19 protein-coding genes are annotated in these 24,664 nt (G+C 73.6%); 6 read left to right on the forward strand and 13 right to left on the reverse strand.

Features of this window, described 5'->3' with window-relative positions; genetic code table 11:
• Positions 1-120: 120 nt before the first annotated feature.
• The 5 genes from metK to ABZ621_RS02350 are packed head-to-tail and all read right to left on the reverse strand — an operon-like array spanning position 121 to position 7,516.
• Complete coding sequence (gene metK, locus ABZ621_RS02330; RefSeq protein ID WP_360599776.1) at positions 121-1,341, reverse strand: methionine adenosyltransferase; 1,221 nt, start codon at positions 1,339-1,341, stop codon at positions 121-123.
• 34 nt (positions 1,342-1,375) lie between these two features.
• The gene (locus ABZ621_RS02335) at positions 1,376-2,779 is read right to left on the reverse strand and encodes an adenylosuccinate lyase family protein (protein ID WP_360599778.1); all 1,404 of its coding nucleotides are present in this window, start codon (positions 2,777-2,779) and stop codon (positions 1,376-1,378) included.
• Positions 2,776-4,737, reverse strand: coding sequence for an FAD/NAD(P)-binding protein (locus ABZ621_RS02340; RefSeq protein ID WP_360599780.1), 1,962 nt, complete (start codon positions 4,735-4,737; stop codon positions 2,776-2,778). The genes ABZ621_RS02335 and ABZ621_RS02340 overlap by 4 nt, the downstream gene beginning before the upstream one ends.
• Before the next feature lie 44 nt (positions 4,738-4,781).
• On the reverse strand, positions 4,782-5,795 hold the full coding sequence (locus ABZ621_RS02345; RefSeq protein ID WP_360599782.1) for a methyltransferase: 1,014 nt from the start codon (positions 5,793-5,795) through the stop codon (positions 4,782-4,784).
• A 2-nt stretch (positions 5,796-5,797) separates the two neighbouring features.
• Positions 5,798-7,516, reverse strand: a complete 1,719-nt coding sequence (locus ABZ621_RS02350; RefSeq protein ID WP_360599784.1) for a class I adenylate-forming enzyme family protein — start codon at positions 7,514-7,516, stop codon at positions 5,798-5,800.
• A gap of 228 nt (positions 7,517-7,744) precedes the next feature.
• Between ABZ621_RS02350 and ABZ621_RS02355 the strand changes: the two genes are divergently transcribed.
• Together ABZ621_RS02355 and ABZ621_RS02360 are read left to right on the forward strand one after the other, a co-directional pair.
• Complete coding sequence (locus ABZ621_RS02355) at positions 7,745-9,433, forward strand: FAD-dependent monooxygenase (protein ID WP_360599786.1); 1,689 nt, start codon at positions 7,745-7,747, stop codon at positions 9,431-9,433.
• Positions 9,434-9,538: 105 nt separating this feature from the next.
• Positions 9,539-10,411, forward strand: a complete 873-nt coding sequence (locus tag ABZ621_RS02360) for an AfsR/SARP family transcriptional regulator (protein ID WP_360599788.1) — start codon at positions 9,539-9,541, stop codon at positions 10,409-10,411.
• Here the strand turns inward: ABZ621_RS02360 and ABZ621_RS02365 are convergent.
• From ABZ621_RS02365 to ABZ621_RS02375, 3 genes are all read right to left on the reverse strand, one after another.
• Positions 10,313-11,854, reverse strand: a complete 1,542-nt coding sequence (locus tag ABZ621_RS02365; RefSeq protein ID WP_360599790.1) for an MFS transporter — start codon at positions 11,852-11,854, stop codon at positions 10,313-10,315. The genes ABZ621_RS02360 and ABZ621_RS02365 overlap by 99 nt on opposite strands.
• 445 nt (positions 11,855-12,299) lie before the next feature.
• Positions 12,300-13,106: an SDR family oxidoreductase gene (locus ABZ621_RS02370; protein WP_360599792.1), complete on the reverse strand. Its 807-nt coding sequence runs from the start codon at positions 13,104-13,106 to the stop codon at positions 12,300-12,302.
• A 125-nt stretch (positions 13,107-13,231) separates the two neighbouring features.
• Positions 13,232-13,804, reverse strand: a complete 573-nt coding sequence (locus ABZ621_RS02375) for a cupin domain-containing protein (RefSeq protein ID WP_360599794.1) — start codon at positions 13,802-13,804, stop codon at positions 13,232-13,234.
• Positions 13,805-14,081: 277 nt separating this feature from the next.
• On the opposite strand from ABZ621_RS02375, the gene ABZ621_RS02380 reads away from it, so the two are divergent.
• A complete protein-coding gene (locus ABZ621_RS02380) occupies positions 14,082-15,752 on the forward strand; it encodes a BBE domain-containing protein (protein WP_360599796.1) in 1,671 nt (556 codons plus the stop codon).
• A gap of 60 nt (positions 15,753-15,812) precedes the next feature.
• On the opposite strand, the gene ABZ621_RS02385 is transcribed toward ABZ621_RS02380, so the two are convergent.
• Positions 15,813-16,475, reverse strand: coding sequence for a class I SAM-dependent methyltransferase (locus ABZ621_RS02385; protein ID WP_360599798.1), 663 nt, complete (start codon positions 16,473-16,475; stop codon positions 15,813-15,815).
• A 204-nt stretch (positions 16,476-16,679) separates the two neighbouring features.
• Here ABZ621_RS02385 and ABZ621_RS02390 point away from each other — a divergent pair, with 204 nt between their 5' ends.
• From ABZ621_RS02390 to ABZ621_RS02400, 3 genes are read left to right on the forward strand one after another with little or no spacing between them, the layout of a single operon-like run.
• On the forward strand, positions 16,680-17,246 hold the full coding sequence (locus ABZ621_RS02390) for a flavin reductase family protein (RefSeq protein ID WP_360599800.1): 567 nt from the start codon (positions 16,680-16,682) through the stop codon (positions 17,244-17,246).
• A gap of 26 nt (positions 17,247-17,272) precedes the next feature.
• Complete coding sequence (locus ABZ621_RS02395; RefSeq protein WP_360599802.1) at positions 17,273-18,853, forward strand: 4-hydroxyphenylacetate 3-hydroxylase N-terminal domain-containing protein; 1,581 nt, start codon at positions 17,273-17,275, stop codon at positions 18,851-18,853.
• A gap of 1 nt (position 18,854) precedes the next feature.
• Positions 18,855-20,078, forward strand: a complete 1,224-nt coding sequence (locus ABZ621_RS02400) for an MFS transporter (protein ID WP_360599804.1) — start codon at positions 18,855-18,857, stop codon at positions 20,076-20,078.
• Between the two features lie 79 nt (positions 20,079-20,157).
• Here ABZ621_RS02400 and ABZ621_RS02405 read toward each other — a convergent pair whose 3' ends face one another.
• The 4 genes from ABZ621_RS02405 to ABZ621_RS02420 form a co-directional block, all read right to left on the reverse strand.
• Entirely contained in the window at positions 20,158-21,039 is an 882-nt protein-coding gene (locus tag ABZ621_RS02405) for an Ada metal-binding domain-containing protein (RefSeq protein ID WP_360599806.1), read from the reverse strand.
• Positions 21,040-21,116: 77 nt separating this feature from the next.
• Positions 21,117-22,502: an AMP-binding protein gene (locus tag ABZ621_RS02410; RefSeq protein ID WP_360599808.1), complete on the reverse strand. Its 1,386-nt coding sequence runs from the start codon at positions 22,500-22,502 to the stop codon at positions 21,117-21,119.
• A gap of 67 nt (positions 22,503-22,569) precedes the next feature.
• Positions 22,570-23,679, reverse strand: coding sequence for a 3-dehydroquinate synthase II (locus tag ABZ621_RS02415; protein WP_360599810.1), 1,110 nt, complete (start codon positions 23,677-23,679; stop codon positions 22,570-22,572).
• Positions 23,676-24,482 carry a 2-amino-3,7-dideoxy-D-threo-hept-6-ulosonate synthase gene (locus tag ABZ621_RS02420; protein WP_360599919.1) on the reverse strand — a complete coding sequence of 269 codons (807 nt, stop codon included), beginning with the start codon at positions 24,480-24,482 and terminating at the stop codon, positions 23,676-23,678. The genes ABZ621_RS02415 and ABZ621_RS02420 overlap by 4 nt, the downstream gene beginning before the upstream one ends.
• Positions 24,483-24,664: the final 182 nt, after the last annotated feature.

Below are 24,664 nucleotides of genomic sequence, written 5' to 3' on the forward strand. Positions count from 1 at the left end.
TTTACAAGTTGGCCGCTCGGTTTCTCGGCATTCAGGAAGACGATCCGATCCTATTCGACCGGCGGGGATGGCGACGCGGCCCCGGAACGGGGTGATCCGGGGCCGCGCCCGGTCGGACGCCTACCGGCCGGCGGCCCGGCGCAGCGCGTCGGCGCGGTCGGTCCGCTCCCAGGTGAAGTCGGGGAGCTCGCGGCCGAAGTGCCCGTAGGCGGCGGTCTGGGCGTAGATGGGCCGGAGCAGGTCCAGGTCGCGGATGATCGCGGCCGGGCGCAGGTCGAAGACCTCCGTCACGGCCTTCTCGATGGCGGCCTGGGAGACGCCGGCGGTACCGAAGGTCTCGACGAAGAGGCCGACCGGCTCGGCCTTGCCGATGGCGTAGGCGACCTGGACCTCGCAGCGGGAGGCGAGGCCCGCGGCGACGACGTTCTTGGCGACCCAGCGCATCGCGTACGCCGCCGAGCGGTCCACCTTCGACGGGTCCTTGCCGGAGAAGGCGCCGCCGCCGTGCCGGGCCATCCCGCCGTACGTGTCGATGATGATCTTGCGGCCGGTGAGACCGGCGTCGCCCATCGGGCCGCCGATCTCGAAGCGGCCGGTGGGGTTGACGAGCAGCCGGTGGCCCTCGGTCTCCAGCTTGATCCCCTCCTGGGCCAGCTCGTCCAGGACGTGCTCGACCACGTGCTCGCGCACATCGGGGGTGAGCAGGGAGTCCAGGTCGATGTCACCGGCGTGCTGGGAGGAGACGACGACGGTGTCGAGGCGCTTGGGCCTGCTTCCCAGGTACTCGATGGTGACCTGGGTCTTCCCGTCCGGGCGCAGGTAGGGCACGCTCCCGTCGCGCCGCACCTCCGACAGCCGCCGCGACAGGCGGTGGGCCAGGTGGATGGGCAGCGGCATGAGGCTGGGCGTCTCGTCGCAGGCGTATCCGAACATCAGGCCCTGGTCGCCCGCTCCCTGGAGGGCCAGCCGGTCCTCCGGGGCCGCCGAGGAGCCGCCGACCCGCTGTTCGTGGGAGGTGTCGACACCCCGGGCGATGTCGGGGGACTGGGCCCCGATGGAGACGGACACCCCGCAGGAGGCGCCGTCGAAGCCCTTGGCGGAGGAGTCGTAGCCGATCCCCAGGACGGTTTCGCGGACGAGGGCGGGGATGTCGACGTACGCGCTGGTCGTGACCTCGCCGGCGACATGGACCTGACCGGTGGTGATCAGGGTCTCCACCGCGACGCGGGCCGCGGGGTCCTGGGCGAGGAGGGCGTCGAGGACCGTGTCGCTGATACGATCCGCGATCTTGTCGGGATGGCCTTCGGTGACCGATTCCGAGGTGAAGAGCCGGGCAGACATCACAACTCCTGGGGTCGGGACGACGGGGCGTGGGTCAGGACGTGCGGTGGCGCTCCAGGGCGCGGTCCACCAGGGAGGCGGCCGCACCCGTGTACGTGGCGGGGTCGAGCAGCTCCGCCAGCTCCCCGGCGTCCAGGGCGGACCCGATCCGGGGATCCTCGGCGAGGACGTCGGCCAGCGGCCGTCCGGTGCGCTCGGCCGTCCCGGACGCCTCGGACAGCAGTCCCTTCGCCGTGGCCTTGCCGAGCAGGGGCGCCAGGACCGCGGCGATCCGCTCGGACGACATCAGGGCACCGGTCGCGGCCGCGTTGGCCCGCATCCGGTCCTCGTGGACGACGAGCCCCTCGCACAGCTCGACGGCGGTGTGCGAGGCGCCGCCCGCCAGCCGCAGGCATTCCCGCAGCAGCAGCCACTCGGCGTGCCAGACACCGCCCGAGCGCTCGTCCTCGGTCACCAGACACTGCGTCAGCGCACCCGCCAGCGCGGGCACTTGGAGCGCGGCGGAGCGGATCAGGGTGGCCAGCACCGGATTGCGCTTGTGCGGCATGGCCGAGGAGGCGCCGCGTCCGGCCACGGGCGGCTCGGCGACCTCACCGACCTCGGTGCGGCCCATCGACTGCACGTCCACGGCGATCTTCCCCAGCGCTCCGGTGACGAAGGCCAGGGCCGCGGCCACGTCGGCGAGGGGGGAACGCAGCGCGTGCCACGGCAGCGCGGCCGTGGCGAGCCCGGTCTCGGCCGCGAACGCCTTGGACAGCTCGGCCGCGTACTCGCCGGTGGCCGGCGTGCCGTCCACCGCCGAGTACTGCAGATAGCCGGCCAGGGTGCCCGCCGCGCCGCCGAGCGAGACGGGCAGCCCGCCGTCGAGCAGCCGGTCCACGCGGTCCGCCGCCTCGCGCACCAGCAGGCCCCAGCCGGCCGCCTTGAGCCCGAAGGTGGTCGGCACGGCGTGCAGGGTCAGCGTCCGCCCCGCCATCAGCGTGTCCCGGTGCCGCGCCGCCAGCCCGTCCAGGGCCACCGCCGTGCGCAGCAGGTCGGCGCGGACCAGGCGCAGCGCCCGGTCGCAGACCAGCATGGCGCCGGTGTCGAAGACGTCCTGACTGGTCGAACCGCGGTGCACGTACTCGGCGGCCTCCGGGTCCCGCTCGGCGACGACCGCGGTGAAGGCGCGGACCAGGCCCACCACCGGGTTGGCGCTCTCCCGCGCGGCGACGGCGAGCCCGCGCAGATCGAGCCGGTCCGCGCGGGCGGCCCCGGTGATCGCCTCGGCGGCCCGCGCCGGCACGGTGCCGAGCCGGGCCTGGGCACGGGCCAGCGCCGCCTCCGCGTCCAGCATCGCCTGGAGCCAGGCCTCGTCGCCGACCGCCCGCTCGACCGGGGTGCCCGCCCGCACCGGGGAGAGCAGCCCGGAATCCAGTCCCGCCCGGTCCGCCGTCATGCCGGTGCCTCCGTCAGCGTCTTGCCGGAACGGCGCCGGGAGGCGTCCGCCGCGGCGGGGTCGAGGGCCAGGACCGCGCGGGCGATGGCATCGGAGTCGCCCAGGGTCACCGAGTTCACCCCGGGCCTGATGCCGGCCGCCGTCACCCAGTGCACCGCCTCCGTCGGCACCCCGTACGCGAAGCGCCGCGGATGACTGCGGCCGTACGCGTCGACCAGGTGGTAGGGGCGCTCGGTGACCTCCAGGCCGCCCGTCTCGTAACTCGTGCCGCACGCGCCGGGGATGCGGAACGGACGGCACTGCCCGGTGGACAGCAGCCCGCGCAGCAGCGGATCGCGGGTCCGGCGCAGATCCGGCTCCGGCAGCCGGGCCTCGACCAGCACCCGGGCGCGCACGGGGTCGTCCGCCACGCCGTCCGACTCGGCGACGAACGCTCCCGCCGTGTCGTCGACGCGCACCCGCATGCCCGGACCGATCAGGTCCAGGACGCCCGCCTCGATCAGCGCGATCAGCTCCTCGATGCGGGAGGAGGGCGGGCCGATCGACAGGAAGGCGTTGAGCGGGGTGTACCAGCCCTCCACCTGGTCCCGGTAGGAGTGGCCGTCCAGGCCGCCGTGGTCGAGGGCGAGCCGGACCTCGTTGCGCAGATCGCGCAGCACGTCGAGGGCCGCCTTGAGCGGCCCGCTCACGTTGCCCGCGCGTGCCTCGCGCACGTCCTCGCGCAGATGTTCCAGCATCCAGCGGCGGAACTCCGCCCGGTCGGAGAACTCCCCGTCGCCGTGCGGCCGGAGGATCCGGTCCCAGTCCCACCGCTCGTCCCCCGCGACGCCGTACGCGTCGAGCAGCTCGGCCGTCGGTCCGGCCGCGTCGGGGCCTTCGGGCAGCGACACGAACCGCGAGACGAACTCCTCCCGTTCGGCCTCCCGGCCCCGGGCGGCCAGCAGCGCCCCGTAGTAGACGCTCTCCACCTCCCGGGAGATCAGCGGCCACAGGTCGGTGCCGAAGTGCACGCGCTCACCGTCCACCGCGCGTTCCCGCAGCGCCGCGACCACCTTCTCCGTCAGCACGCGCGGCTCGTGACGGCCGTGCGCGCCCTTCTCGTTGGCGCCGCGCGCGTGGTACGGGATGCCGCGCCGGGAGCCCGCGACGATGCGCGGCTCCCGGCCGGAGGGGCGGTAGACGAGACGCTCGCCGACCCGGTCGAAGCGGCCGCCGCGCGCCACGGTGAGCAGCGCCATGTGGTCGAAGAAGTTCAGGCCGAGCCCGCGCACCAGCACCGTCTCGCCGGACCGTACGTCCGACAGGTCCAGGTCGGCCGGGTTGGCCGGCAGGACGTGCAGCAGCCCGCGGGCCCGCGCGCGCCGCGAGAGCTGCCGCTCGGCGGCGGAGACCTCGGTCGGCACGTGCCCCTGGGAGAGGACGACCGCGTCGAGGCCGTCGAGGACCCTCCCGTCGGACAGGACGACCTGCTGCGCGCCGTCCTCGGCCCGCTCCCGCAGCCCGACGGCCCGGGCCCGGTGCACCCGCACCCGTACGTGCGACGGGGCGCCGGCCACCACCCGGGCGAAGACGTCCTCCAGGTAACTGCCGTAGAAGGCGCGGGTCGGATAGTCGTCCGGACCGAGCCGGCGCGCCTCCGCGAGCACGGCCTCGCCGTGCCCGGCGCCCAGCGTGCGCGCCCACGCGTACAGACTGGGGCCCGGTTCGACGGGGCCGTCCATCTCCACGCTGGCGTCGGTGAACACGGTCACCTGCGAGGCGACGGTGTTCATCAGCAGCACGCGCGACTGTCCGGCCTGCCACACCCGTCCGGCGCCGGGCCGGTAGGGGTCGACGACGTGCACGGTGACCGCCCGGTGAGCGGACGCGGCGCGTTCGTTGGCGCACAGCCGCTCGAGAACCGACAGACCGCGCGGTCCCGCGCCGACGAGGCACAGGTCGAGGTCACCGCTGGGCATAGGGGTACTCCATGGGGTCAGGGGAGGGCGGGGGAGGGGCTGCCTCATGCCGGAGCGGCGACCAGCAGACTCGTCTCCAGGGCGAGGGGGTGCACGCTCTCCAGGCGCAGGCCCGCGGCGCCCAGGACCGAGCGGTATCCGTCGAGGGTCCGCTCGCGGCCGCCCGCGGCCATCAGCAGATGCAGATCCCACAGCAGCGGCAGCACGGGCGCCGTCCCGTCGGTCGCGACGACCCGTTCGAGGACCAGCAGCCGCCCCGAGTCCGCCATGGCCTCCCGGATGTTGGCGAGGAGCGTCGCACACCGTTCGTCGTCCCAGTCCTGCAGCACCCGGGACAGCAGGTACACGTCGTGGCCCGCGGGGACCTTGTCGAAGACGTCGCCCGCCACCGTCTCGTAGCGGTGGGCCTCGACGGTGGCGCCCAGGTGCCGCTCGGCCACCGGCAGCATGTGCGGCAGGTCGAAGACGGTGCCCGTCAGACGCGGGTGGGCCTGGAGCACGGCCGACAGCAGCAGGCCGCTGCCGCCCGCCACGTCGACCACGGTGCGCGCCCCCGTGAAGTCGAAGGCCGCCGCGGCCTCGGGGAAGAACACGTTGCCGGCGTTCATGGCGCGCAGGAAGCGCGGCCCCGCGTCGGGCTCGTCGCGCAGGTAGGCGTGCAGCGAGGTGCCGAAGGCGTGCTCGAAGCCGGAGGTCCCGGTGCGGATCGCGGGCACCACCGCGCCCCAGGCCCGGTGGAACTCCTCGCCGTACAGCAGCACCATGTCCCGCATGGACCGCTCGCCGTCGGCGACGAGGAGCGCGCCCACGTCGGTGAGCCCGTAGCCGTTCTCCTCGTCGCCGGTGAACACGCCGAGCGCCGCGAGCAGCCGCAGCAGCCGCGCGAGCCCGTCCTCGCTGGCACCGGTGCGTTCGGCGAGCGCCTGCACGGTGCCGTGCCCCGCGGCGATGTGGTCGGGCAGGGACAGGGCGGCCGCCGCGTGCAGGGCCTGGGCCCGCCAGGTGCCGGTGATCAGATCCACCACCCGACGCGCCGCCGTCGTCTCGGTACCGGGCATCGTCAGACCTTCCGTACGGGAGCGGACACGGCGAGCGCCGGGTCGCCGGTGCGGGACAGCGCGTCGCGCAGGCGTTCGCGCAGCAGGCGCTTGAGGACCTTGCCCGTGACGCCGACGGGGAGTTCGGAGCGGTCGCGCGCCAGCAGCAGCCCGCCGAGCGGTGCCAGGCCCTCGCGGGCCAGGGCCGCGTCGCACGCCTTCAGGAGCCGGGCCGCGTCGCGCCGGATGCCGTCGGTGAAGAGGACGACCGCCAGGGGACGGGAGTGCCCCGGGGAGCCGGGATCGTCGACCGCGACGACCGCGGCGTCCAGCGCCTGTGTCGCCATCAGGACGACCTCCTCCGCCGGGAGGCTGTGCACCGGTCCGTCGACGGTGTGGATCACGTCGGGCGTGCGGTCGAGGTGGTACCAGGTGCCGTCGCTCTCGCGGCGCATGATGTCGCCGGTGAGGAAGTACCCGTTGACCGTCGAGTCCGCGGTCAGGTCCGGCTCGTCCAGGTAGCCGGCGGTGACGCTGGGGGTCTGCACGCCGAGCCGGCCCGCCTGCCCGTCGGGCAGTTCACGGCCCTGCTCGTCGAGCACCGCCGCCTTGCGCACCACCTTGACGGGGAGGCCGATGTGGCGGGCGTAGCGGGTCGTCTCGGGCGTGTAGGCCTGCTTGAACAGCACCATGCCCATCTCCGACGAACCGAGCCCGTCGAGGTAGCGCGAGCCGCTGCGCACCTGGCCGCCCTCGGTGCGCCGGCCCAGGGCGATCAGCGGGCGGATGTGCCGTTCGTGGGAGGCGTCGCCCATGCCGTGCCAGGTGTGGATGGACCGCGCGGCCTCCGGTTCGATCCGCTCGGTCGGTATCTCGGCGAGGGTGAGCGGGAAGCCCAGCACGGTGGTGGGGTGGAACAGGTTCACCGCCCGCGCGACGGCCGGGCCGCTCGCGTCGTCCAGGATCAGCGTCGGGATGCCGAGCAGGATCGCCAGGCTGAGGTAGCTGATGCCCGCGGAGTGGCTGTGCGGCAGCGCCGTGAGCAGCCGGTCGGAGCGGAGCGAGGGGAAGGACCACAGCCGTTCCCGCTTGCCCGCGAAGAACGAACCGTGGTGGAACACCGGGGCCTTGGGCCGGCCGGTGGTGCCCGACGAGTGCGAGATCATGATCAGGTCTTCGTCGGCGTGCCGGTGCGGGAAGCCGGGCATCGGCCGGGGCGGCAGGGGAGCGGTGACGGCGAGCGAGGCGATGTCCGCGACCTCGGGCGTGGCCGACCCCGGCGCGTCCTGCCGCCAGGCGTCCGCGAGCCCCTTGAGCAGGTCGTCGTCGCCCACGAGCACCGTGGTCCGGGTCCGCAGGAAGTACTCGGCGGCCGTCGCCGGGGCCATCTTGGGGTTGCAGTGCACGGCGGCGGCGCCGAGCGACGTGATGGCGATGTGGTGGATCAGGCCGAGCAGCCCGTCGCGGGTGTGCAGGCCCACGTGCGACCCGGGCCGCACCCCGCGGCCGCGGTACCAGTGGGCGTAGCGGATGACGGCGACGCGCAGGTCGTCCAGGGACACGCCCCGCGGCTCCTCCGTCGCCCAGGTGGGGGAGGACGTGTCGGGGTGGAAGAGGAGCGGGCGGTCCCGGTCGCGGGCGACGCGCCAGGCGTGCCAGAAGAAGTTCCCCGCCCCCAGCTCCCGGTCGGCGTGGAGGCGCAGGCGTTGCGCGGCGGACCGGTGTGTGCCGAACAGGAACATAGGAATACCTCACACTCCGCAGTGATACGTCGGTTTGCTCCGGTCACCGGTGAGACATCGCGGCCCGTGACACCCCAGCGGTTCGGCAAAGGCTCGTGGCGGAGTCTCCAACCGGCTGCTAAAGGGCCGATGGAAAGCAGCCCCGATGGCCGATCTTGCTCCGTTCTTCAGAGGGGGTTGCAACGATCGCACCGGTTCGATCTCGCGATTGGCTGGAGGCCGCGTCCCATGGACGACCCGCTGACAACCCCGGTCGCCGTCGTCGGCGGCGGTCCGGTCGGATTGATGCTCGCGCTGCTCCTCGACCGGCAGGGAGTGCCCTGCGTCGTCCTCAACTCCGAAGCGGACGTGCCCGGCCGGCCGCGTGGCAGCACCCACAACGCGCGGACCATGGAGCACTACCGCACGCTCGGGCTCGCCGAGCGGATCCGCGCCCTCGGACTGCCCGCCGGCCACTCGGCCGGCATCTCCTTCTTCACCCGCTACAACGCGCACGAACTGGCCCTGCTGCCCTGGCCGGGCACCGGCGAGGTGGTGCGCCGGCGGGCCGGGGCCGACCGCGCGGACCCGACTCCCGAACCGATGCACCGGGCGAACCAGATGTACGTGGAGCGGCTCCTCCTCGACCACGCCCGCGGCCGGCGGGGCATCACCCTCCGCTACGGCTGGACGGTCACCGCCCTGCGCGAGAGCGCGGGGCACGTCGACGTCGTCGCCGAACACGAGGGCGTCCGGCGCGTGTTCCGGGCGGCGTACGTCGCCGGGTGCGACGGCGGGCACAGCACGGTCCGCCGCCACCTCGGCATCCGTTACGAGGGGGAGGGCGCCCTCGACCAGGACATCCTCGGACGCCGCTCCACCGCCGCCCACCTGCGGGTGCCCACGCTGTACCGGGACTTCCTGCGCGACCGCGGCGCGTGGAGCAACTGGGTCGTCAACGCGGACCTCGCGCTGAACCTCATCGCCCTCGACGGGGTGGACGAGTTCTTCCTGCTCACCAGCTCCGTCGACCCGGACCGGGCGACCGACGACGATCTCGTACGGCTGGTGCGGCGGGCGGCGGGACAACCCCTGCCGGTCGAGGTGCTCAGCCACCGGCCCTGGACCGCGGGCGCCGCACTGGTCGCCGAGTCGTTCGGCACGGGGCGCGTCCGGCTCGTCGGCGACGCCGCCCACCTGTTCACGCCCAACGGCGGCTTCGGCATGAACACCGGGGTCGACGACGCCGCCAACCTCGCCTGGAAGCTCGCGGCGGCGGTGCGCGGGTGGGCGGGCCCCGACCTCCTGGACTCCTACGGCGTCGAGCGCCGGCCGATCGCCCTCCGGAACACCTCGGCGGCCCGCGCGCTCGGCCAGGGGCTCGGTGCCGTCGACCGGCCCGCCTGGCTGGAGGAGGACTCGGCCGACGGCGAGGCGGCCCGGGCCAAGACCGGGGCGGAGCTGGCCGAGTACGGGATGCGCACCCTGGACACCCTGGGGGTGCAGCTGGGCGCCCGCTACGACGGCTCCCCGATCGTCGCCGGGGACGGCTCCGGGCCGGTGCCCGACTCCTTCGGCGCGTACACCCCCTCGGCGGTGCCGGGCGGTCGCGCCCCGCACCTGTGGCTCGACGACCGCCGCACGGCCGGCAGTTCGCTGTTCGACCGGTTCGGCGCGGGGTTCACCCTGCTGAGACTCGGCCCGCGTCCGCCGCGCACCGGACGGATCGAGGCCGCGGCCCGGGCCCGGGGCGTGCCGCTGCGCACCCTGACGCTCGACGATCCGCTCGCGCGTGACCTGTACGAGCGCGATCTGGTGCTGGTCCGCCCCGATCAGCACGTCGCCTGGCGGGCCGACCGGGAGCCCGACGACGCCGGGGCGCTCCTGGCACTGATCACCGGAGGGCCGTACGACGCGGCGGCGGGCCCCGGAGCCTGAGCGGCGATAGCATCCGCACGACTTGCGCGTCACGACTGGGCACCGCGGGGGATCGACCGTCCCCCGGGCGGCCCAGGCCGACCTGAGCGACGATGGGGGATTCACATGGAGTTTCGCGTTCTAGGCCCTTTGAGCGTGTGCGACGACGGAGGCCGTCACCGGACCCCGACCGCCCCGAAACAGCGGCAACTGGTGTCGCTCCTGGCGTTCCACGCGAACCACGTGGTGTCCGTGGCGCAGATCGTCGAGGAGATCTGGGAGTACCGGCCGCCGTCGAGCGCGGTCGCGGCGGTCCACACCTATGTCATGCAGTTACGCCGCTCCCTGGACGGGGCCCGGCGCGGCCCGGGGCGGGGCCCCGGCCGGCTGCAGACCCGCGATCAGGGATACGTGCTCAAGCTGGACTCCGGCGAACTGGACCTGCACCGGTACGAGCAGCAGGTACGCGCCGCGCGCGCCACCCTGGTGGCGGGCGAGTACGCCGAGGCCGTCGAGCAGTTGCGCGCCGCCGAGACGATGTGGTCGGGGCCGATGCTCGTCGACGTGCCCACCGGGCCGTTGCTCAGGGCGGCGATCGAGGTCGTCGAGCGCGACCGGCTCGACGCCGTCCCCCAGCGCCTGGGTGCCGAGCTGCGCCTCGGGCGGCACCACGAGATCCTCGGCGAACTCACCGCGCTGGTGCACCAGTACGGTACGCACGAGGGCCTCGTCGCGCACCTCATGCTCGCCCTGTACCAGTCGGGGCGACAGGCCGACGCGCTGATGGCCTACCACCGGCTGCGGGCCCGGCTGCGGGAGGAACTCGACACCAAGCCGTCGGCGCGGCTGCAGCTCCTGCACACCCACATGCTCTCCGGGCACCCGCGCCTGGAGCCCCCCTCAGGCGCGCGCGGCCGGCAGTCGCTCGACCTGCTGGCCCGGCGCGGCCTGTCCGCCCCGTGCGACCCGGTCCGCGACGACGGGCTGGTCAGGGTCTGACGTCCGGGTGACCGGGGCGGGGCCGCCCCGGGGCGTGCGGAGTGCCGGGGCGCGCGGCAGCCGGCCGGGCAGCCAGACCAGGGCGCCCGCCAGCGCCGGCACCATCAGCAGGGCCGCCACCCCGAACGCCTGCCCCGCCCCGGCGGCCACCCCCGTGCCACGGCCGCACACCGCCACGGCCAGCACCGTGCCCAGCGCGGTCCCGAACTGCCCCGCACACTGCACCAGGCCCGCCGCGAGCCCCGCGCCGGAGCCCCGGAACCGGGTCAGCGCGACGACCTCGCACGACATCCAGATCAGGGGAAGGCCCGCACCGGCCAGGACGAGACCCGGCAGCACGCCCGAGACGTACCCCGGGGCGTGCGCGCGGGCCGCCAGCGTCCACAGCCCGGCCCCCAGGAGCAGACAGCCGAGCGCGCACGGCAGGCGGGCGCCGTACCGGGTGAGCAGCGCGCTGCAGGCCCGGCCCACGACGAAGATCCCCCCGACCATCGGCAGCAGGGCGACGCCCGCGGCTGGCGCCCCGAACCCGTAGGTCTCGCGCAGCCGCATCCCGCCGAGGAAGACGACGGGCGCGGCGGCCGCCGACACGAGCAGCACGCCGGCCGCGCCGCACACCAGGTCCCGGTCGCGGAGCAGGGACGCGGGCAGCAGCGCGTGGGGGCACCCGCGCTGCCTGCGCGCGAAGACGGCCGCCAGGGCCGGAACGGCGAGCGCCGCGCACACCGCGTACCGGTCGGGGCCGTGTTCGGCCAGCCGCACCAGGGCGAACGCGGCCGCGAGCAGGGCGCCGGTCAGCGCGGCGGCACCGGTCAGGTCGAGACGGACCCCGGGGGTGCGGGGCGGGTCGGGCAGCGGGGTGCGGCGGGCCACCGCCAGGGCGACGGCGATCACCGGGACGTTGATCCAGAACGCCCAGCGCCAGTCGAGGCCGCCGACCACGAGACCGCCGCACAGCACCCCGGCCACCGAGCCGACGCCGCCGGCGCCCGCCCACAGCGCCAGGGCCCGGGCGCGCCACTGTGGCGCGGCGGCCGTCACGAGGAGCGACATCGCGGCGGGTACGAGCACGGCGGCGGCCAGCGCCTGCCCGGCGCGGGCGGCGACGAGGAGCGGGCCGCTGGGGGCCGCCCCGCACAGGGCGGAGGCCACGGCGAAGGCGGCCAGGCCGCGCAGGAAGAGACGCCGGGCACCGGCCAGGTCCGCGAGCCGGCCGCCCAGCAGCTGCAGCCCGCCCATCAGCAGCACGTAGACGTTCGTGACCCATTGCACGGCGTCGAGCGACATCGACAGGTCGCGCCGGATGTCGCTGAGGGCGAGCGTCACGATCCCCATGTCGGCGTTGGCGAGCAGGGGGGCGAGGACGGCCAGGGCGAGCAGCCGGCGGTCCGGCGGGGGCGCCGCGCCGCACCGCGTACGGGCGGCCGAGGCTGGCAAGGGCATGACAACTCCCGGGGGCCGTCGCCGCAGGCGGGCCCGGTGATCCGGACGAGTGGCCCCGGGGCCGCGCGACGGCACGGCGGGGCGGGAAGGCGGGAAGCGGGACGGGCCCGCGCCAGGGGGCGCCCACGACGGCGGGGGCGCTGCGGAGGCCCGCGAGAAGACAGCGGCGCCACCGTGGACGGCACGTCGGAGACCGGCGACGCCGCCGGGGCCCCGCTTCCTCGGAAGACGGGAACCCCGACGGGCCGACGGCGGACCGTGCCACGTCGTGTGCCCGGCCGCGGTCCGGCCGGCCGGGAACGGGCGGGAGGAGCCGGGACGAGCCGGCCCTCCCGCACGATGCTGCTCAGAGGCTCCGTGAGGACGATGCCGCGAGGAGCCTCGTGAGGACGGTGTTGCTCGGAGCCCCGGAACGGTGCCGCTCAGGGCTCCGGGACGGTGCCGCTCAGAGCTCCTTGAGGAGCCCGCCGTCCACGACGAACTCGGCGCCCGTGGTGCTGCCGGAGCGCGGCGAGGCCAGCAGGACGACGGCGTCGGCCACCTCCTGCGGCTCCACGAAGCGGCCCGTGGCCAGGTTCAGCATCTCCGGGACGACGCTGTTCAGGACGCTGTCCTTGTCGGTGCCGGCCTGCGAGGCGATCATGTCGGCCACGCCGCCCTCGTCCGTCCACCACGGCGTGCGCACCACACCGGGGGAGACCGTGTTCACGCGGATGCCCTGGGGCGCGAACTCGCCCGAGAGCACCTTGGTGATGTTGCTCAGAGCGGCCTTCGCCGCGCCGTAGTCGACGTTGATCGGCGAGGGCTGCCGGGCGTTGCCGGAGGAGATGTTTACGATCGCGCCGCCACCGCGCTCCAGCAGGTGCGGAACGGCGGCACGGATGGCGCGCACGGCCGAGAACAGGTTGAACTCGAACATGGCACGCCACTCCTCGTCGGAGGCGTGCAGGAACGAACCGCGCGGCAGGGTCACGCCGGGCGGCGGGCCGCCGGCGTTGTTGACCAGGATGTCGAGCCCGCCGAACTTCTCCACGGCGCTGGCGACGACCTGGGCCGGCGCGTCGTCGTCCATGAAGTCGGCCGGGACGTGCGCGAGGTTCGGGCCGGCCAGCGCGTCCAGCTCCGGGGTGCTCTTGCGGGAGGTGGCCACGACCTTCGCGCCCTCTTCGAGGAGCGTGCGGACGATGGCCAGGCCGATGCCCTTGGAGGCGCCGGTGACGACGGCGACCCGTCCGGAAAGCTGCAGGTCCATGAAGGTTCCTTCTCGATGGTCGGCCCCGCCCCGAGAGGGGAGGAGCGTGGTGCGGTGTGCTCTCGTCTACGGAAACACCGCGGTTCCCGAAGGTGTTGCAGGCGGTGTCCACCGGACCCGCGGGGTCAGCGGTGCCAGCGCATGACCTCCTCCGGGAGCTCCTCCAGCTCCGCGATCTCCGACGGCTTGCGGTCCATGTAGCGGGGGTCGCACCCCTGGTGCCCCAGCAGCCTGGCGATCGGTGCCAGCGCGGTGAACAGCACGCGCTGCAGCGCCCACGGGGGCGAGGTGAACCGCACCACGTCACCGAACTCCAGCGTGGTCACCGCCTGCTGCAGCAGCCGGGGCATGCCCTCGGGCGTCGTCTTGCCGTCCTGCGCGAGACCGAACAGCTGGCGCAGCACCAGCTGCTCGAAGCGGTCGCTGTTCTTGCGCACCTCGCAGATGTGGAAGGCCTGTTCGCCGCTGCAGTTCCACCAGCGGTGCCTGATGCCGGGCTGGATGAGCACGCTCTGCCCGGGCTCGTCGAGGGTCACCTGACGCCCGCCGATCAGGAAGGCGACCTTGCCGCGCACCAGGGTGAAGCGCTCCTCGCTCACCGGGTGCAGGTGCTCGCCCGACACCGCGCCGCCGGGCTCGGAGTACACGTCCATCACGGTGCGCTCCCCGCCCGTGTGCGAGGACGGCGTTCTGATCACGACCCGCTCCCGGCACCGCGGGTTCTCGTACACCTCACCGACGCTGACCGTCACCGGCGCGCCCCCTTCCACCATGCGAATTCGGCCTGGCCTCCGATGGTGGCGATCTGCGCGCCGTCCGACACTCCCCATCTTGCGGTCGTATCCCGGAATCTGCCGTTCAGGGATGCGACAGCAAGATCCGGAGTGTTTTCGGCGATGACTGATTCGTACTGTCGCGGCGCAGAAGAGCGGGTGTTGCACTGCGCCGAAAATGGCGAGAACGGGAGACGTTGACGTGCACGACAGTAAAGGGATAGGCCGCAGGCGGCTTTTCACCACCGCGGCGGCGCTGGGCGGCACGGCCGCCGTGGGCGGAGTCCTCGCCCGGCCGGCGGCGGCGGAGGAGACCACGGGCGCCCGGTCGTTCGCCCCGGTGAGGGTGACCCCGGCGGACGCCCAGTACGGCGAACTCGTCCACGGCATGAACAGGCGTTACGTCGGCAACCCCGAGGCCGTCCAGATCGTGGACGACGTCTCCCAGGTCGCGGGTGTCGTGCAGGCGGCCGTCACCGCCGGCAAGCGGCTGACCGTGCGCTCCGGCGGGCACTGCCTGGAGGACTGGGTCTTCAACCCCGAGGTCCAGGTGGTGCTCGACCTGTCGCTGCTCGACAAGGTGTACTACGACGCCGGCCGGCGCGCGTTCGCCGTCGAGACGGGCGCCCAGCTCCTGGACGTCTACGCCCTGCTGTACCAGCTGTACGGCGTCACCGTGCCCGGCGGCATCTGCCACTCCGTCGCGGCCGGCGGGCACGTCAGCGGCGGCGGCTGGGGCCTGCTCTGCCGCCAGCTCGGCCTGATCATCGACTACCTGTGCGCCGTCGAGGTCGTCGTGGTCGGCGCCGACGGCAGGGTCCGCACCGTCGTCGCGACCAACGATCCGAGCGACCCGCACCGTGAGCTGTGGTGGGCCCACGCGGGCGGAGGCGGCGGCAACTTCGGCGTCGTCACCCGCTACTGGTTCCGTACCCCCGGTGCCACCGGCACCGACCCGAAGAAGCTGCTGCCCAAGCCGCCCCGCGAGGTGTACCTGGTGGCGCAGGCCTGGCCGTGGGAGAGCATGACCGAGGAGAAGTTCTCCCGGCTGGCCCAGAACTACGCGCGCTGGTTCACCGCGCACAGCGCCCCGGGCGCCCCCGAACTGGCGCTCGCCAGCTTCCTCGTGCTGACCCACAAGTCCGCCGGCCAGATCGCCATGGTCACCCAGGTCGACGCCACCGTCCCCGACGCCCGCCGGCTGCTCGACGACTACCGCGCCGCGATCGGCGAGGGCGTCGACGTGCCGACGGTGGCCGTCACCCGCCCGTTCGCCGAGTTCGGCCCGATGGCCGCCTACGCGGAGCCCCGCAGGCTGCCGTGGCTGGAGGCCACCCGGTACCTCGCCCTCACCAACACCAACCTCACCGACCCGACCTACCGGCAGGAGTACAAGTCCTCGTACATGCGCGCGGCCTTCCCCGACCGGCAGCTCGCGGCCCTGTACAAGCACCTGACGCGCACCGACGCCTCCCTGCCCGGCGCCTCCATCACGCTCAGCTCCTACGGCGGCGAGGTCAACCGGCCCGCGCCGGCGGCCACCGGCTATCCGCACCGCGAGTCGTTCTTCAAGATGATGTGGATGTCCCTCTGGAACGACCCGGCCGAGGACGCCGCCTACGTCGCCTGGAACCGGCAGTGCTTCGCGGAGGTCTACGCCGACACCGGCGGCGTGCCCGTGCCCAACGCCGTCACCGACGGCTGCTACGTCAACTACCCCGACAACGACCTCAACGACCCGGCGTACAACACCTCGTCGACGCCCTGGTACAAGCTCTACTACAAGGACAACTACCCCCGGCTGCAGCAGGTGAAGAAGAAGTACGACCCGACCGACTTCTTCCGCCACGCCCAGTCCGTCCGCCTGCCCTGACCCACGCCCGAAGGCCGCCCCGGGACTCCCGGGGCGGCCTTCCCGCGCGCGGCGCGGAACTCAGCGCTTGACGGCGAACGTCAGCCCGTCCGCGTACGGGATCAGGCTCAGCTCCACCCGCTCGTCGTCGCGCAGCCGCGGGTTGAAGGCGCGCAGCGCCCGCGTCTCGGAGTCCTGGGCGGACTCGTCGAGCAGGGCGCCGTGCCACAGCACGTTGTCGACGACGACGAGGCCGCCGGGGCGCAGCAGCTCCAGCGCGTACTCGTAGTAGGCCGTGTAGTTCTCCTTGTCCGCGTCGATGAAGACGAAGTCGAACGTGCCGGCGGCGTCCTCCTCCTTCAGCAGCCGCTCCAGGGAGGCCCGGGCGTCGCCGACGCGCAGGTCGACCTTGTCCGCGACCCCGGCCCGCTTGCAGTAGTCGAGCGCCATGGCGCTCCACTCCTCGTTGATGTCGAGACCCACCACCCGGCCGTCGGCGGGCAGCGCCAGCGCCGTCGACAGCAGGCTGTAGCCGGTGAAGACACCGACCTCGAGCGTGCGCCGCGCGCCGGTCGCCTTCAGCAGCGTCCGCATGAACTGGCCCTGCTCGGGCGAGATCTGCATCAGGTGCAGCGGGAGCTGCGAGGTCTCCTCGCGCAGCGCGCGCAGCAGGTCGGGCTCGCGCAGCGAGACCTCGGCGACGTAGTCCTGGAGTGCGTCGGTCAACTCGACCTGGAGTCTCATGATGGCCACCTCGTGTCGGGTACTCGAATCCGAGAAGGAATTACAGGCGTCCGCGTCCATCGGTGTCAATCATTTCCGGTCTCCTGGATATTGCGCGAAATCTCCTGCCGCCCCCTTCGATCGATCCTTTAGCGGCCGACGGCACAATGCGCCTGACAGAGCGCCGAATTCGAGGGTTCCTTTCCCTTCTTTCGAGGAGTGCCGATGAGCGACACACGCCGCCGCTTTCGCGACTGCCTCGGCCGCTTCGCCACGGGCGTCACGGTGGTCACCGTCGAACACGGCGCCGGCGTGCACGGCGCCACGGTGGGCTCGTTCACCTCCGTCTCGCTCGACCCGCCGCTGGTGATGGTGTCCCTGGACCGGCGCAGCCGGATGTGCGGCCTGCTCACGGGCGCGCCGTCGTTCGGCGTGAACATCCTCGCCGCGCACCAGGAGGACCTGGCCCTGCACTTCGCGGGCCGGCCCCGGCCGGCGGACGCCCCCGTGCCCTGGGACCCCGACGCGGCGGCGCCGCGCCTGGCCGGCTGCGCCGCCCACCTCGACTGCGTGCCCTGGGCCGCGTACGACGGCGGCGACCACGTGCTGCACGTCGGGCGGGTACGGGCCTTCTCGACCCGGGACGCGGAGCCGCTGGTCTTCCACGGCGGGGCCTTCCGCCTCCTGGACACCGCGCCCGGCCACCACGCGTGGGCGGGCACCCTCGACGGGCCGGCGGACGGCGCGTGGTCGTCGGGAACCGCGGCGCTCCACATCCCCCTGGGCCACTGACCGTCACGACCGGACAAGGACACACCATGACGCTGCAGCAGGGCGAGGACTCCGCCTCCGCACCGGCTCCCCGCACCACCCGCCCCCTGACCGGCGACGAGTACCTGGAGAGCCTGCGCGACGACCGCGAGGTGTACATCTACGGCGAACGCGTCACCGACGTCACCAAGCACCCGGCGTTCGCCAACCCCGCCCGGATGACCGCCCGCCTGTACGACGCCCTGCACGACCCGGCCCGCCGCGACGTGCTGACCACCCGCACCGACACCGGCAGCGACGGCTACACCCACAAGTTCTTCCGCACCCCGCGCAGCGTCCAGGACGTCGTCGAGGACCGCGAGGCGATCGCCGAGTGGGCCCGCCTCACCTACGGCTGGATGGGCCGCAGCCCCGACTACAAGGCCGCCTTCCTCGGCACGCTCGGCGCCAACTCCGACTACTACGCGCCCTTCCAGGACAACGCGCTGCGCTGGTACCGCGAGTCCCAGGAGAAGGTGCTGTTCTGGAACCACGCGATCATCCACCCGCCGGTCGACCGGCACCGCCCGTCCGAAGAGGTCAAGGACGTCTTCGTGCACGTGGAGAAGGAGACCGACGCCGGCCTCGTCGTCAGCGGCGCCAAGGTCGTCGCCACCGGCTCGGCCATCACGCACTACAACTTCATCTCGCACTACGGACTGCCGCTCAAGGAGAAGGAGTTCGCGCTCGTCGCGACCATCCCGATGGGCGCGCCCGGTCTGAAGCTGATCTGCCGGCCCTCCTACGCGGCGGCGGCCGCCGTCATGGGCAGCCCCTTCGACTACCCGCTCTCCTCGCGCCTGGACGAGAACGACACCATCTTCGTCCTCGACAAGGTCCTCATCCCCTGGGAGAACGTCTTCCTCTACGGCGACGTCGACCAGGTCAACGGCTTCGCCCCGAAGTCCGGCTTCATCCCGCGCCTGACCTTCCACGGGTGCATCCGCCTCGCCGTGAAGATCGACTTCATCGCCGGGCTCCTCGCCAAGGCCGTCGAGATGACCGGCACCAAGGACTTCCGCGGCATCCAGGCCCGCATCGGCGAGGTGCTCGCCTGGCGCAACATGTTCTGGGCCCTCACCGACGCCGCCGCCCGCAACCCCGAGGAGTGGAAGGACGGGGCCCTGCTGCCCCGCCTGGAGTACGGCATGGCCTACCGCTGGTTCATGACCATCGGCTACCCGCGCATCAAGGAGATCATCGAGCAGGACGTCGCCAGCGGCCTCATCTACGTGAACTCCAGCGCCGAGGACTTCAAGAACCCCGAGGTGCGCCCGTACCTCGACAAGTACGTGCGCGGCTCCAACGGCTACGACGCCGTCAGCCGCGTCAAGCTGATGAAGCTGCTGTGGGACGCGGTCGGCACCGAGTTCGGCGGCCGGCACGAGCTGTACGAGCGCAACTACTCCGGCAACCACGAGTCGGTGCGCAGCGACATCTTCATGACCCAGATGGAGACCGGCCAGCTCGACGCCTACAAGGGATTCGCCGAGCAGTGCCTCCAGGAGTACGACCTCGACGGGTGGACGGTGCCGGACCTCGAGTCGTTCCACGACCTGCGCGGCGCCAGGAAGAACTTCTGGCACTGACATGACCTCCGTCCCGTCCGCGGTGCGGCGGCGACCGGGCCCGGCCCTCGCCGCCCTCTTCCTGGCCACCTTCGTCATGGGCAGCGCCGAGCTCGTCGTCGTCGGCCTGCTGAGGCTCGTCGCCGGGGACCTCGGCGTGTCCGTGGACACGGCCGGCGCCCTGGTCACCGCGTACGCGCTGGGCATCTGCGCCGGCGGTCCGCTGCTCACGGCGCTCACCATCCGGATCCGGCGCCGCACCCTGGCCTGGGCGTCCCTGGCCGGCTACGTCGCCGGCAACCTGCTGGCCGCCCTGGCCCAGGACTTCGGCACGCTGCTCGCGGCCCGGGCCGTCACCGGGGCGCTGCAGGGCCTGTTCCTCGGCGCGGCCTTCACCGTGGCGGCCGCCCTGGTGCCGCCCGAGCGGACCGGACGCGCGATCTCCGCGGTCTTCGGCGGCATCGCCGTCTCCACCGCGCTCGGCGTCCCGCTCGGCACCCTGGCGGCCCAGCACCTCGGCTGGCGGGCGGCGTTCACGGCCATCGTGGTCCTCGGCGCGCTGGCGCTGCTGACCACGGCCGTGTGCCTCCCGCCGGTCGACGGATCCGGCACCGGCGGCCTGTGGTCGCAGTCCCGGCACGCGCTGGCGCCCCGGGTCCTGGCCGTGCTCGGGGTCGGTCTCCTGCTGATGGGAGGCCAGTTCGCCGCGTTCACCTACATCACGCCCTTCCTGGAGGACGTCACCGGGGTGTCCGGCGCCTGGCTGACCCTCTTCCTCTTCGCGTACGGCGCCGCGACCGCGGCCGGCACCTTCGCGGGCGGCTGGGCCGCCGACCGGGACGCGGCGCGCACGCTCGTCGCGGCGAACGCCGTCCTGGTCGTGGCGCTGGCGGTGCTGTGGAGCGCCGGCGCCTCCCGGACGGCGGTGGCTCTCGCCCTCGTGCTGTGGGGGGTCGTCGGGTTCGGACTGGTGCCCGCGCTGCAGTACCGGGTCGGGCTGCTGGCCGGCCCCGGGCGCGACCTCGCCTCGACGCTGCCGGCGTCCGCGGTCAACGCCGGCATCGCGCTCGGGGCGGTGGCCGGTGGCGCCGCCGTCGCGCACGGCGGCGCGAAGGACGCGGTCCTCACCGGACTGCTCGTGTGCGCGGTGGCACTGCCGGCGACCTGGGCGTCGGGGCGGCTGCGGCCGCCGGGGGCGGACCGGAAGCAGGCCCCCGCCGACGCGGAGTCCCGCTCCCCGGGCTGAGCGGGAGCGGGACTCCGCGTCGGGCGGGCCGGTGGGAGAACGAGGGCGGACGCCGGGCCCCGTCGGCCCCGGCCCGGAGCTACCTGCTCGGGGCGGCGGGCGACGGCACCGTGCGCCGTATCCGCACGGCGAGCGCGGATCGCCGTATGGGCAGCGGCAGTTCACGGCCGAGCTGCGGGGGCTCCGCCGCGCGCACCGCCGCGGCGACGGCCGCGGCGACCGCGTCGTCCGCGGGCACCAGCCGGGCCTGCCGGAACATGGTGCGGAGCCGGAGCAGCAGGGCCGGCGCGTCGTCCCCCGTCAGCACCCCGCACACGCCCTTGTCCGTCGCCGCGACGAGCACCGGCCCCAGCGACGAGCCCGCCACCGTGTACCGGATGTCCGTGCCGTCGCCGCCCGCCCGGTACGCCTTCGGGGTCATGCCCAGGATCTCCGGCGCCGCCGCGTAGAAGTGACCGCCGGAGTTGAACCCCGAGCTGTACACGGCGTCGGCGATCGTCCCCGCCAGCGGCAGGGCCTCGCGCACCCGGCGGGCCCGCGCCGCCGCCAGGTAGGCGTGCGGCGTGATGCCGGTGAACGACTTGAACAGGCGGTGGAAGTGGAAGCGGCTGTAGCCGACCTCGCGGGCCAGCTCGTCCAGGCTCGGCGGCACCGGCGCCTCGTCGATGATCCGGCACGCCCGGGCCACCGCTTCGGCCGCCACCGCGTGCCGGTCGGAGTCGTCGGGGCGGCAGCGACGGCACGGGCGGTACCCCTCGGCCCGGGCGGCCTCCGGGGTCGGGAAGAACCGGACGTTCTCCCGCAGGGCCAGCCGCACCGTGCACGACGGACGGCTGTACACGCCGGTCGTGGTGACCACGTAGCAGAAGTGGCCGTCGGCGTCGGCGTCCCGGTCCCGCACGGCCCGCCAGCGTGCCTCGTCACCGGTGTACAGCGTTGCCACGGTCGTCGTCACCGTCATGCTCCGTCTCTTTCCAGTCGTTCGGGAGGTCGTCTCTCCTGGCGCTCGCGGCCGCGACCCTCGACCGCCGCGGCGGCTCACCAGCTGACGCAGCGGCACGCCCCGGGCGGGTGCGTCCGGTGCCGGCGGAGCACGCCGCGGTCCCGCACGGCCTTGCCGCCGGCGGTACGGGGCAGTTCCCGCAGCAGGTGGTAGCGGTCCGGCCCCGGCGCCCCGCCGAGGAACCGGCGGCACCAGGAGCGCAGCTCTTCCCCGTCCAGCTCGGCGCTGCTCGCGACGTGCGCCTCGATCGGGCCGACCCCGAGGACCACGGCGTCCGTGATGTGCCGGTGGGCCCGCAGCACCGACTCGATGCGCAGCAGGTCGACCGAGGTGTCCCCGACGCCCTGGACCCTGCCGCGCAGCCGCAGCGCGCCGCTGCCGGGATCGCGCGTGACCAGGTCGCGGGTGGACATCCAGCCGCCCCTCCAGGGCGTGTCGTCGTCCGGGTACGGAGACTCCCGGACGTGCACCTCCAGCACGCCGCCGACCACGCGCACACGGGTCCCGGGCACCGGGGTGCCGATGCCCGCCGGGCCGAAACGGCCGGTGAGATCGGCGGCGATGATGCCCGTCTCGGTCGTGCCGTAGGCCTGGCCGACCCGCACCCCGTGCCGGCCCCGGAACAGCGCGGGGATCTCGGGCGCCAGCGCGTCACCGCTCGACACGGCCAGCCGAAGGCGCGGCAGCGCCCCGGGCTCGGCCCACGTCAGCGCGCGGAAGTGGTGCGGATTGCCCAGCACCACGTGCGCGTCGGCCGCCGCCCGCACGGCCGCCTCCGCCGTACGGGCTTCCGGCAGCACCAGGGTCGCGCCCACCGCGAGGCCGTGCAGCACCCCGCCGATCAGCCCGAAGGAGTGGGTGAGCGGTTCCAGGACGGCCACCCGCTCGCCCCGGCGCGGCATGCCCGCCAGGGCGGCCAGCCGCCTCAGCTCGTCCAGCAGCGACCCCGGGCTCCTGCCGACCGCCTTGGGGCGCCCGGTGGTGCCCGACGAGAACTGCACGAGGCAGGACCCGCTCGCGTCCGGAGCGCCGCCGGAGTGACGGCGCACCAGCACCTCGCACTCGTCGACGAAGTCGTGGGGCAGCCCGCGGCCCTCGCCGAGCGACACCGAGAACCGCGCCCGCCGTGCCGCGGGCGGGACGCCCCGCGCCCGCGGGCCGGACGGAGGCTCCGCCAGCACCACCCGGGCGCCGAGCGACCACAAGGCGAACAGCGTCCACAGTTTCGTGAAGCTCGCGTTCCCGTACAGCGCGACCGTGCTCCCCGCCCGGATGCCGTACCGCTCCAGCACCCCGGCCTGCCAGGCCGTCTCGCGGCGCAGCCGGCCGAACGTGACCTCGCGGTCCGCGGCTCGCGCCCACACCATGTCGTCGGCGTGGCGGCCGAGCAGCTCGGCGCCCCACCAGGACCGTCGTGTCATCGACTCCACCGGATCCCTCACCGCGGCGTCCGGGGCCGCCGCGAGTGCGGCCCCGGACGCCTGTCGCCTACTTCTCGACGCAGAACTCGCCGACCGGCCAGCCCACGTGGCGCTTGTCGGTGGCCACATGACCCAGCAGCTGGTCGCCCTTCTTCAGCTCCGTCACGTTCAGCACCGCGGCACCGGGGCCGAGCACCCGCACGTGCCAGTCGTCCTGCACGATCAGGTTGACCTCGACGCCCTCGGCGGAGACGGCCTTGATGCCGAGCAGCGGGCGGGACTCCAGCTTGATGCGGCCCACCACGATGCGGCGCGTGCGGCCGTCGGCACCGACGGCGAGCACCGGACTGCCGGCCTTGAGCTCGCTCAGGTAGTTGGTGCGGTTGTCCGCCCCGAACACGTAGCTGTGCAGCGCGCCGGCGTTGATGCGGAACGGGCGGGTCGGCATGTACGGCAGCGGATGCGTCTCGCTCACGCACAGCACGAAGCCGTGCGCGTAGGAGCCGACCAGCATGCCCTCGTCCTTCTCGAAGTGCGTGCACGTGTCGATGCAGACCCGGTCGCCGAGCCCGAGGTGCTCGATCGACTCGACCGTGAGCGTCTGCAGCTGCAGGTCCGGCGTCTTCTCGCGCAACATCTCCACCAGCGCGAAGACGTCGTTGGCGGAACGCGGGGCCACCAGAACGCCCTCGGAGCCCTTCTCCAGGACGTCGACGATGATCCGCGCCTCCTCGATGTCGGTGGCCTGGCAGATCAGCTGCCCCGGCGAGGCGTCCGCCGCGGCGATGACGATCTCCAGCGGGATCTTCGTCGGGTCCTTGAACTCCACCACGGTGAAGGGGAGTGCGCGCGCGGCGTCACAGGCGAGCTTCAGCGTCGGGTCGTCGACGACGTTGACCCAGGCGGCCGTGGTCTTCTCGCCGCCCCGGTGCCGGCTCTCCAGCGCGCCGAGACCGTCGACGTCGACGACCTCGCGCAGCACGATCAGGTCGTCGGGGTGCTCCTCGCCGACACGGGCGCCCGGCGCGAGGACGCGCTTGACGGTGTTCGGCAGCAGGGCGAGGCGTTCCGGGTCGCTGTCGACGACGCCGTCGACCCGCGCGTGGATCGCGGCGTCGACGACTGCCTCGCGGTGTTCGGCGGGCACGGTCCGGAGGTCGATCCAGGCGAACTTCACAACACACCTGCCATCTCGGTCTGCGGCGCGGGCCCGTTCGCGAGCCCGCCGCGGTGAATGATTGAGGACAGCTCCCGGACCGTCTTCTCGGGCTCCGGGTCGGTGAACACCCGTCGTCCGACGGCGAGTCCGGCACATCCCAGGTCCATGGCGGTGACCGCGAACTCGAAGAGGTCCCGGTCGGTCGAGCCGCCGCCCGCCACCACCACCGGCAGCGGCGAGGAGGCGATCACCTCCGCCATGCGCTCGTCCGGGGCGGCGAGCACCGTCTTGACGATGTCGACGCCCAGGTCCGCGGCGATGTTGACCACATGGGCGATGAGCGTCGGGTCGGTCGGATCGGCCACCCGGGGACCACGCGGATAGATCATCGCCATGAGCGGCATGCCGAAGCGGTCGCAGGCCCCGGCCACGGCGCCGAGGTCGGCGAGCTGCTCCGCCTCGGTGTCGGAGCCGATGTTCACGTGCACGCTGACCGCGTCCGCGCCCAGCCGGACCGCGTCCTCCACGTCCCCGACCAGCACCTTGGCGTCGACGTCGGGGGCGTGCGCGGTGCTCGCGCTCAGGTGCACCAGGAGGGAGCACCGGGTGAGCAGCGCCGGCTCGATCATGCGCGCCCTGCCCTTGTGGACGACGACACCGTCGGCGCCGCCGTCCGCGATGGAGCGGACCAGGTCGCCGAAGTCGGCGGCGGTCGCGACGGGTCCGTCGGACACGGAGTGGTCCAGCGGCACGAACAGGAACCGGCCGTCTCCCGGCCGGGACAATCGCGCGAGGCGCACCGATTTACCGGTGAGCGGCATGCTCGACATGACACCCCTCCTCGTTCCTGGGCACAGGGTTCGGATGGGATTCCGCTGCGGGTCCCGGCTGAACTGTCGCAGTGGCCTCTGAAGAATCGAGCCAGGTGCTCCCCGGCCGGACAGACCGCAAGATGCGGAGTGCGGCGCCGGCCGCCGGATGCCTAGCGTCGGCGGCATCCGCG

It is taken from the genome of Streptomyces sp. NPDC007863 (assembly GCF_040633895.1).
Classification (GTDB): domain Bacteria; phylum Actinomycetota; class Actinomycetes; order Streptomycetales; family Streptomycetaceae; genus Streptomyces.